The organism is Bradyrhizobium sp. P2_E8 (genome assembly GCF_056403875.1).
In genome coordinates this window covers 1-9,509 of record NZ_JBFUES010000190.1, presented here as the reverse complement: position 1 = coordinate 9,509, position 9,509 = coordinate 1, and the positions used below count along the sequence as shown (strand labels likewise).

Here is a 9,509-nt window from a genome sequence, read left to right as displayed (position 1 = left end):
CATGGGCGCCGCGAAAAAGGGGTTGGAGGCACTCAAGATCGAGTGGGACGAAGGCCCTCACGCCGGGCTGAGCACGCAGGACATCGCACACGAGTTGGAGCAGGCAACCCTCAAGGCGGGGACAGTTGCCCAGAACAATGGTGATGCCGACAAGGCGATGGCGAACGCCGAAACGAAGGTCGAGGCGAACTATCAATTGCCGTTCCTGGCGCATGCCACGATGGAGCCGATGAATTGCACGGCGCATTTCCGAGGTGGCGAATGCGAGATCTGGGTCGGCACCCAGGCGATCGCGCGTGTGCAGGCCATGGTGGCGAAAGCCGCCGGCCTGCCGGTCGAAAAGGTGATCATCCACAATCACCTCATCGGCGGCGGCTTTGGCCGACGTCTCGAGGCCGACGGCGCGGTGCGGGCGGTCGAGATCGCCAAGCAGGTCGATGGTCCCGTGAAGGTGGTGTGGACGCGTGAGGAGGATATCCAGCACGATATGTACCGTCCGAATTGGGTCGATCGCATCGCGGCCGGCCTCGATAAGGACGGCAAACCGGTCGCCTGGTCCAACCGTTTCGCCGGCTCCTCGGTGATTGCGCGCTGGCTGCCGCCAGCTTTCAAGGACGGCCTCGATCCCGACACGACCGAAGGGGCGATCGATCTTGTCTATGCGCTGCCGAACTTCCACGTCGAATATGTTCGCGTCGAACCGCCCGGCATCCCGACGGCGTTCTGGCGCAGCGTCGGTCCCTCGCACAACGTCTTCGTCACCGAGAGCTTCATCGATGAGCTGGCGGCGGCTGCGAGGCAGGACGCGGTGGCCTATCGCCGTGCGCTGCTCGACCACAATCTGCGGGCGAAGGCCGTGCTCGATCTGGCGGCGGAAAAAGCCGACTGGGGCGCTCCGCTGCCTAAGGGGCGCGGCCGCGGCATCGCTTTGCAATATGCGTTCGGCAGCTATCTCGCGCAGGTCGCCGAGGTCGAGGTGGCCAGGGATGGCTCTGTTCGGGTGCATCGCGTGGTCTGCGCGATGGATTGCGGCACCGTGGTCAATCCCGACACGGTACAGGCGCAGATCCAGAGCGGTGTCATGTTCGGCGTGACCGCAGCGCTCTACGGCGAGATCACGTTGAAGAAAGGCCGCATCGAACAGGCCAACTTCGACACCTACCAGATGCTGCGCATCAACGAGGCACCGGCAATCGACGTGCACGTGGTCAGGAGCACCGAACCGCCGGGCGGTATGGGTGAGGCCGGTACGTCGGGCATTGTCCCTGCGATCGCCAATGCCGTCTTCGCCGCCACCGGGAAGCGGCTCCGCAAGATGCCGATCGATGCCGAGACACTGAAGGCGTGATCAGAAGGGATATCGGACCAGGAGGAGAAGCGACATGATCCGCAAGGCAACTGCAGTTTGGCAAGGGAGCGGCCGCGACGGGAGCGGTCACCTGTTCAGCGAGTCCGGCGCGCTCGCCGAGACGCCTTATTCGTTCAAGACGCGCTTCGACAACGAGAAGGGCACCAATCCCGAGGAACTGATCGCAGCAGCACATGCTGGCTGCTTCACCATGGCGCTGGCCTTTGGCCTGCAACTCGCAGGCTTCACGCCGACCGAGCTCACGACTGAAGCAGTCGTCACGCTWGAATCCGAAGGCAAGGGATTCCGGATCGGCAAATCGGCACTCACCTTGCGCGGCAAGGTGCCGAATCTCGACGACGCCGGGTTTGTCCGCATCGCCCGCGAAGCCGAGCAGAATTGTCCGGTGTCGAAGGTTCTCAAGGCCGCGATCACGCTCGACGCGAAATTAGTCTGATTGACCGTCGGAAGGAGAGAGCCATGACCGTCAAACATCAGCCCGATCAAGCCGATTTCAGGGCGATCCTGCCCGAACAGATCGACTGGAAACCGTTCCCCGCATTTCCGCCCGGCGCTCGCCTAGCGGTCGTGGTCGGCCGTCCCACCGAGCCCGGTCCCTATGTGGTCAGGGTGAAGGTGCCGGCAGGCGCAAAACTGATGCCGCACAAGCATCCGGAGGATCGCATCTATACGGTCATGTCCGGCGTCTTCTACATCGGGCTCGGCGAGGCGTTCGACGGAGACAAGGTGCAGGCCTATCCGCCCGGAAGCGTCGTCGTGCTGCCGGGCGAGACCTGGCACTACCACTGGGCGAAATCCGGCGAATACGTCACGCAGGTCTCGGCGATCGGTCCGCTCGGCCTGGAATACCGTGACGCGCACGACGACCCGCGTCACCAGCACGCGTGAATCACCCGCTCCGGCCCGCATACGCGGCTCGGAGCATGCCGGAGGGCATGGAAGATGATCATCACCGGCGTTGAGCCCATTCCGTTGCGGATCCCGTTCAAGCCGGGAAATCCGTCCGATGCCTCGGCCTGGGGTGATGGCAACCTCCCGGCCGCCGATTCGCTGCTTGTCCGTGTGACGACGGACCAGGGCCTGATCGGTTGGGGCGAAGCGTTCGGCTTTCGTGCGGTCGCTTCCGTGAAGCTCGCGATTGACCAGCTGATCGCGCCGCTTGTTATCGGCCAGGATGCCACGCGGATCGGGCCGTTGATGCTGGACGTGCAGAAGAAGCTGCATGTGTTCGGACGCGGCGGGGCGCTGGCATTTGCCATCTCAGCGCTCGATATCGCCCTTTGGGATATCGCAGGCAAGGCCGCCAACATGCCGTTGTGCCAGCTTTTGGGCGGCGGCGCGGCCGACCTGGCCTGTTATGCAAGCTTGGTCCGCTATTCGGATCCTTCTCTCGTCCGGACCAGCGTTCGGCAGGCGATCGAGGCCGGATTCGATACGCTCAAGCTTCACGAGATCGAGCTCCCTGCGATCCGTGCGGCACGTGACGAATCCGGTCCGGACGCCGAGCTGATGCTCGACGTCAACTGTTCCTGGACACCGGCGCAAGCGCACGCCATTGCCGACGATCTCAAGCCGATTGATCTCAAATGGCTGGAGGAGCCGCTTTGGCCTCCGGAGAACTTCGGCGGTCTCACCGAGTTGCGGAAGGGGACAGGCATCCCGATCGCTGCTGGCGAAAACGTCTACACGCTGATGGATTTCGAACGCTTGTTGGCGACGAGGTCGGTGGATTTCGTCCAGCCAAGCCCGGCGAAGATGGGAGGGATCAGCGAGCTGCGCAAGGTGTTTCCGCTCGCTGCGATCTACAACACTACCGTGATGCCGCACTCATTCTATGACGGCCCAGGTTTGCTGGCCGCGATCCACGCGACCGCGGCGCTCGGCACGACCGATTCCATGATCGAGTGGCGTTGGTTCGACCTCGAAGCCATCATCTACGGTCGCGCGCTCGGGCCGAAGCACGGCCGGATCTCCGTGCCTCAAGGCCCCGGTCTTGGAATTGATCCCGATCCCGACGTCGTTGAAAAATTTCGATTGCCAGTATGAGAGCGCGCTCGCGACGCAGCGCTCGGAAATCACAAGGAAGATAACCATGTCCAATGTTTCTTACGTCTCCGGACCACGCGCCAGAACTGGTCTTCATCCGTCGCGCCAGGCACTCCGGCGGGTCGCCCTGGCATTCGCTGGAGCACTTGCGGTCGCCGGCGCTGCCGCTTTCGGCCATTACTATCTCACCATCGGCCGCTACCTGGAAACGACTGACGACGCCTATGTCAAAGCCGATTCCACTATCATCGCGCCGAAGGTTTCCGGCTACATCGGCGAAGTTTTGGTTTCCGACAACGAGCCGGTCAAAGCGGGGCAGCTTCTGGCGCGGATCGACGACCGCGATTTCAAGACCGCGCTCCAGCAGGCGCGTGCCGATGTCGCGGCCTCGGAAGCCGCGGTGAATAACCTCAACGCGCAAATCGAATTGCAAGAACCGCTGATCCGGCAGCAAGCGTCCGAGGTGGACGCCACAGAGGCCAATCTGAAGTTCGCGAGAGAAGAGCGTGCCCGCTATGACGACCTGATGAAGTCCGGCTCCGGCACGGTGCAGCGCGCGCAGCAGACCGACGCAGCGCTGCGTGCCCAAAGCGCGCAGCTGGAGCAGGGCAAGGCGGGGCTGATCGCGGCGAACAAGAAGGTCGAGGTGCTCTCGACCCAACGCGCCCAGGCACTGGCGCAGCTCGACCATGCCCGCGCGGTCGAGCAGCAGGCGGCGTTGAATCTTTCCTATACGGACATCACCGCACCTGTCACGGGCAACGTCGGCGCCCGTTCGCTGCGAGTCGGCCAGTATGTCCAGGCTGGTACGCAGTTGATGGCCGTAGTTCCGCTGGATGCGGTCTATGTGGTCGCAAATTTCAAGGAGACCCAGCTGACCCATGTGCGCAACGGCCAGCCTGTCGAACTCAGGATCGACAGCTTCCATTCGACAACGCTGACAGGCCATGTCGACAGCCTGTCGCCGGCGAGCGGCCTGGAGTTCGCCCTGCTGCCGCCCGACAATGCGACCGGCAACTTCACCAAGATCGTGCAGCGCGTTCCCGTGAAGATCGTGTTCGACGGAAAGAACCTCAAAGGTTTGCTGCGTCCCGGAATGTCGGCGGTGCCCACCATTGATACGAAGTCGACGGTTCTCGCCGAGCGGGACGAGAAAAGGCGGCTCGCGTCGGGCGGCCCTGAGCCCCGCAGTTGAGCGAATGCGCGTGGTGAAGGGGATCTCCCTTCGCGGCCGAGGAGACGACCATGGACACAGTGCAGACCATCGATGCCATTCCCGCCGGCGAAAATCGGCCAGCCGTGGCGGCGCCAACGGCTCCAGCCGTCCCCGTGAAGACGTGGGTCGCGGTGATCGGCGCCACGCTGGGCGCATTCATGGCAGTGCTCAACATCCAGATCGTCAACGCCTCGCTTGCCGATATTCAGGGCGGAATTGGTGCCGGTATCGATGACGGCGGCTGGATCGCGACCTCCTACCTGATTGCGGAGATCGTGGTGATCCCGTTGAGTGGCTGGCTTGCTCAGGTGTTCTCGATCCGCATCTACCTCCTGACCAATGCCTTCCTCTTCCTGGTGTTCTCGGCGGCCTGCGCAGTCGCGCAAGATTTACCGCAGATGATCGCGCTACGCGCCGTGCAGGGCTTTACCGGCGGCGTGCTGATTCCCATGGCATTCACGCTGATCATCACCTTGTTGCCGAAAACCAAGCAGCCGATCGGCCAGGCGCTGTTTGCGATCTCGGCGACGTTTGCGCCGGCGATCGGGCCGACCATCGGCGGCTATCTGACAGAGAACTGGGGCTGGCAGTACATCTTCTATGTCAACGTCGTGCCCGGCGCGGTCATGATCGGCATGCTCTATTTTTCGCTGGAATCAACTCCGATGAGGCTCTCGTTGCTGCGCGACGGCGATTGGCCGGGTATCGTCACCATGGCGATCGGGCTCTCTGCGTTGCAGACGGTTCTGGAGGAAGGCAACAAGGATGACTGGTTCGGCTCGCCCCTCATCGTCCGTTTCGCCGTCATTGCCGCGACCGCGCTGCCGCTGTTCGTCATCATCGAACTGACCAGCAAGAAGCCGCTGTTGAACCTGCGCCTGCTGTTCCGCCGCAGTTTCGGCTTCGGTGTTCTCGCGAACTTCCTGCTTGGCGTCGCCTTGTACGGTTCGGTCTACATTCTGCCCGTCTATTTATCTCGAATCCAGGGCTACAATTCCGAGCAGATCGGCGCGGTGCTGGCATGGACCGGATTGCCGCAGCTTGTGCTGATCCCGCTGGTGCCAAGGCTGATGAAGCTGGTTGATCCGCGCATCATGATCAGCGTCGGCTTTGCGCTATTCGCGGCTTCCAACTTCATGAACATCTATATGACCAATGATTATGCGGCCGATCAGTTGTTCTGGCCGAATGTTGTCCGTGCCGTGGGTCAGGCGCTCATGTTCGCGCCGCTCTCGGCGGTCGCAACTGCCGGCATCGAGCCGCAGAATGCCGGGTCTGCGTCTGCGTTGTTCAACATGATGCGCCAGCTCGGCGGCGCTATCGGCATTGCGGCGCTGCAAACGCTGCTGACCAAGCGCGAGCAGTATCACTCCAACGTGCTGTCCCCGTCGGTATCCATGCTGGAGCAGGCAACGCGAAGCCGGCTGGATCAACTGACAGACTACTTCATGAACCACGGCGTGATCGACCGCGTCGACGCCGCACATCGCGCCTATGTCGCGATTGGAAAGGTCATCCAGAAGCAGGCCTTCATTCTGGCCTTCAGCGACACCTTCTACGCGTTAGGCGCGGCCCTGATCATCGCAATGCTGGCGGGGCTGATGCTCAAGAAGCCCGACCATGTGAATGCCGGCGGGGCGCACTAGACCGATTTTGCAAAGAGCTTCGCAAGGGAGAACGAGCATGAAGCCCGACATGAACCTCCACGGGTCTGCACCCGAGAACATCAAAGTGTTGAGTGTGCCTGCAAAGCCAACCAACACAATTCATTCGATCACCATCTCGATGAGGTCGATGGGAATAGGTGGCTGGTTGGTTCTCGCCGCGCTGCTCACGTTATTCGTCGGTACCGTCTACGTTTCCTATCTGGGTTGGACGAGMGCAGCCGGGACTGACGTTCCAGCCTCGGGATATAKTGCACTCGTAATCGGCGTGATTTGTTCTCTTGCCGTTGGCTTCGGCCTCATGGCGCTGGTTTTTTACAGCAGCCGGGCCGGGTACGACGAGCCCGCGAGACTGGTGCAAAAGGACGACGCTCCCTCAGACGGGAGAACGCCTGGATGATGTCAGCTCAACCGATGGCGCGCACGACGAGATCCATTGAGGCTGATGGATTCGACAGCGACCTCATTTCGATTCCATCGAACTATGAGAACGTGTTGCGGCGCAGTCCGCTTCCACCGGACACCCACAGATTACACTCGTCGCTTTCCGCGCGATCTCCCTCAGCTCGGCCCGGCGAGCGCCGGCGCGAGCGCGGATGGCGATGGTATGCATCGTGGCTGACGCGAGAACCGCAAGCGCCGCTGGATCGGCATCCTGCTTTAATTCGCCTCTCTCGCGTGCTGTGCAAAGGCGAGCTTCAAAGTCGGCGTCGATCATACGGAGCCCCGTGGCAACGCTCTTCCGGATCTCTGCATCTTCAACCGCCTCGGCTACTGCGGTTCCGATCACAAAGCAGCCGCGCGCGGCGCCTTTGCGCGGAATATAGAAGGACAGCGCCGCGTCGTAGGCGAGCATCAGCGCTTCGGCCAAGGGACGGTCCCCTGCGAGAGCCTCGCGCGTGGCGGCCAGGGTGAGCTCCCAATAGCGTGCGAGAGCCTCGAGATAGAGCGCGTGCTTGTTGCCGAACGCAGCATAGAGGCTCGGTGGGCTCATTCCAGCCGCGGCAGCGATCTTGTCCAGCGAGGTACCCGAATAGCCGGTCCTCCAGAAGGTCTCCGTGACCTGCTTGAGTGCTGCCTCTGTGTCATAGGTGCGCGGTCGCCCGCGAGCTGCCGGTTCCGTTGCGCTCTTCCTTCGGGGCATGTCGAGATACCTCGTCCTTTCGTGCTGGTACGAGATTTATATCAATCGTTATAAAAAACAACCTGAGAGACCCTTGATTACGGTGCCGAGGTACAATAATTGTAACGAACGTTATAAAATATGTGATGAGGTCCTTCCATGCGGTTAGATCTTTTGCCGGTCGCCGGCACCGTGGGCGAACGCGAGGGTGCGGCGGAGACGCAGTTCGATCGAATCGTGGAAGGCTCGCCGCCCGACCGCGCGGTCGCAGTACCCAGAAGGAGCGTAATGGAGCGGTTGCGCCGGCCGTTGATGCTCGCTGTGCCGCTCGTGGTGGCCGTACTCGGAGCCGCCGTGTATTTTGCGCAGGAGCCCTACGTCTCGACCGATAATGCGTTCGTTCGGGCAGCGAAAGTAACGCTCAACGCCCGGGTTTCCGGCCAGGCGGTCGAGATCGCCGTGCACGACAATGAGAGCGTGCGGCAGGGCCAAGTGCTGTTCCGCATCGACCCGGAGCCCTACCAGATTGCGGTCGATCAGGCGGAGGCTCGGCTCGGCAGCGCACGCCTTCAGATCGACGGGCTCAAGGCAACCTATCGCCAGCAACAGGCCGAGCTGCAGTCGGCAAGGGATTCGGCGACCTTCGACGAGCGCGAGTACGACCGCAAGAAGATGCTGGTCGCCTCCGATTTCACGCCGCGCGCGGTCTTCGAGCGGGCCGAGACCAATCTTAAGGTGTCCCGCCAGCGCATATCATCGATCGAACAACAGATCGCCAATACGATCGTGGCCCTGGATGGAGATCCAGATATCGACGTCAATCGTCATCCGACGGTTCGTGCGGCCAAGGCGCAGCTCGACCGGGCACGGCTCGATCTCTCCTATGCGACAGTGACGGCCCCCGAGGACGGCGTCGTGACCAGGGTCGACGACCTGCAGATCGGCGGCTTCGTCAATGCCGGAGCGCCGGTGTTCTCGCTGCTGTCGAGCCGTCGGATCTGGATCGAGGCGAATTTTCGCGAAACAGGGCTGACTCACATGCGTACGGGCCAAGAGGCAACGATCGACGTCGATGCGTATCCTGATCGCAGGTTCAGGGCGCACATCGTCAGCATGAGTCCCGGTACCGGATCGGATTTCTCGGTGCTGCCCCCCGAAAATGCGACCGGAAACTGGGTCAAGGTCGTCCAGCGTCTGCCGGTGCGCCTCGAGTTCGATGATGTCGACGCGAGCAGGCCGTTGTTCTCGGGCATCAGTGTCACTGCTCGCGTCGATACCGGATACCGCAGCAGTTTGCGCCATCTGCTTCAGCCTGCGCAGGCGAGGGAGGTCAAATGAGTGTCGCCCTCCCATCGACCGCTGCCGCCGATGGCCATCGCGCCATGTCGCTCGCGGCTCTCCTGGCGACCTACATGCAGGCCGTCAACATTTCGCTGCCCAATGCGGCGCTCCCGCACATCCAGGGAACCCTGTCGATGGCCAATGACGAGGTCGGGTGGGTGTTCTCCTCTTATATTGCGGCGAGCGCCGTATCCATGTCGGTCACGAGCTGGCTTGCGGGACGCTATGGACGGAAGTCGGTTTACCAATTCTCCCTTGCCGTCTTCGCGCTTGGTCTTGTGCTGGATACGCTGGCGACGTCGTCCGTCCAGTTCGCGCTCGCCCGGATCGTTCAGGGAGCAGCAAGCGGGCCGCTGGCTCCGCTTTCGCTGGCGATCCTGCTCGAGGTGCAGCCGCCTGCGCGGCATGCCCGCCTAAGCCTGGCGTGGACGGTGTGCTCCCTGCTCGGCATCAGCAGCGGGGCGAGTATCGGCGGCTGGTTCAGCGAATATTTCGGCTGGCGGTCGATCTTCTATGTCAGCCTGCCGGTCACGGCATTCATTTTTCTCGCCATGGCGTTCTGGCTTCGCGAGAAGAGGGCGGAGCGGAGGCAACCCTTCGATTTTTTCGGTCTGGCGACTTTTTCGTTCGGCATGATCGGCTTGCAAGTGCTGCTCGACCGGAGCGAGCGCCTGGAATGGTTCGAATCCAGGGAAATCTGGATCGAAGCGGTGGTCTCGGTTCTGGGATTCTATCTGTTCGTCGTGCATG

Annotated in this window: 10 protein-coding genes; 9 read left to right on the top strand and 1 reads right to left on the bottom strand. The window is 62.1% G+C overall.

Annotated features, from left to right (window positions below; genetic code table 11):
* From AC1D00_RS13280 to AC1D00_RS13250, 7 genes are all read left to right on the top strand, one after another.
* A partial coding sequence (locus tag AC1D00_RS13280; protein WP_477010980.1) for a xanthine dehydrogenase family protein molybdopterin-binding subunit occupies positions 1-1,348 on the top strand: 1,348 nt, incomplete at its 5' end.
* 34 nt (positions 1,349-1,382) lie between these two features.
* On the top strand, positions 1,383-1,805 hold the full coding sequence (locus tag AC1D00_RS13275) for an OsmC family protein (RefSeq protein ID WP_135177448.1): 423 nt from the start codon (positions 1,383-1,385) through the stop codon (positions 1,803-1,805).
* A 23-nt stretch (positions 1,806-1,828) separates the two neighbouring features.
* Positions 1,829-2,257: a cupin domain-containing protein gene (locus tag AC1D00_RS13270; RefSeq protein ID WP_135177447.1), complete on the top strand. Its 429-nt coding sequence runs from the start codon at positions 1,829-1,831 to the stop codon at positions 2,255-2,257.
* A 54-nt stretch (positions 2,258-2,311) separates the two neighbouring features.
* On the top strand, positions 2,312-3,415 hold the full coding sequence (locus AC1D00_RS13265) for a mandelate racemase/muconate lactonizing enzyme family protein (protein ID WP_135177446.1): 1,104 nt from the start codon (positions 2,312-2,314) through the stop codon (positions 3,413-3,415).
* A 46-nt stretch (positions 3,416-3,461) separates the two neighbouring features.
* Complete coding sequence (locus AC1D00_RS13260) at positions 3,462-4,610, top strand: HlyD family secretion protein (protein ID WP_135177475.1); 1,149 nt, start codon at positions 3,462-3,464, stop codon at positions 4,608-4,610.
* Between the two features lie 50 nt (positions 4,611-4,660).
* On the top strand, positions 4,661-6,277 hold the full coding sequence (locus AC1D00_RS13255) for an MDR family MFS transporter (protein WP_135177445.1): 1,617 nt from the start codon (positions 4,661-4,663) through the stop codon (positions 6,275-6,277).
* 37 nt (positions 6,278-6,314) lie between these two features.
* On the top strand, positions 6,315-6,695 hold the full coding sequence (locus AC1D00_RS13250) for a hypothetical protein (RefSeq protein ID WP_477010979.1): 381 nt from the start codon (positions 6,315-6,317) through the stop codon (positions 6,693-6,695).
* 63 nt (positions 6,696-6,758) lie between these two features.
* Here the strand turns inward: AC1D00_RS13250 and AC1D00_RS13245 are convergent, their stop codons facing one another.
* Positions 6,759-7,439 (bottom strand): TetR/AcrR family transcriptional regulator, encoded by a 681-nt coding sequence (locus AC1D00_RS13245; RefSeq protein ID WP_477010978.1) that lies wholly within the window; start codon positions 7,437-7,439, stop codon positions 6,759-6,761.
* 153 nt (positions 7,440-7,592) lie between these two features.
* Here AC1D00_RS13245 and AC1D00_RS13240 point away from each other — a divergent pair, with 153 nt between their 5' ends.
* A complete protein-coding gene (locus AC1D00_RS13240) occupies positions 7,593-8,756 on the top strand; it encodes an HlyD family secretion protein (protein WP_477010977.1) in 1,164 nt (387 codons plus the stop codon).
* Between the two features lie 74 nt (positions 8,757-8,830).
* The coding region (locus AC1D00_RS13235; RefSeq protein ID WP_477010976.1) for an MFS transporter at positions 8,831-9,509 on the top strand (679 nt) is incomplete at its 3' end.

Coding starts and splice junctions, on each gene's coding strand:
- AC1D00_RS13255 (WP_135177445.1), top strand. CDS start 4,661: ATGGACACAGTGCAGACCATCGATGCCATTCCCGCCGGCGAAAATCGG.
- AC1D00_RS13245 (WP_477010978.1), bottom strand. CDS start 7,439: ATGCCCCGAAGGAAGAGCGCAACGGAACCGGCAGCTCGCGGGCGACCG.
- AC1D00_RS13260 (WP_135177475.1), top strand. CDS start 3,462: ATGTCCAATGTTTCTTACGTCTCCGGACCACGCGCCAGAACTGGTCTT.
- AC1D00_RS13265 (WP_135177446.1), top strand. CDS start 2,312: ATGATCATCACCGGCGTTGAGCCCATTCCGTTGCGGATCCCGTTCAAG.
- AC1D00_RS13270 (WP_135177447.1), top strand. CDS start 1,829: ATGACCGTCAAACATCAGCCCGATCAAGCCGATTTCAGGGCGATCCTG.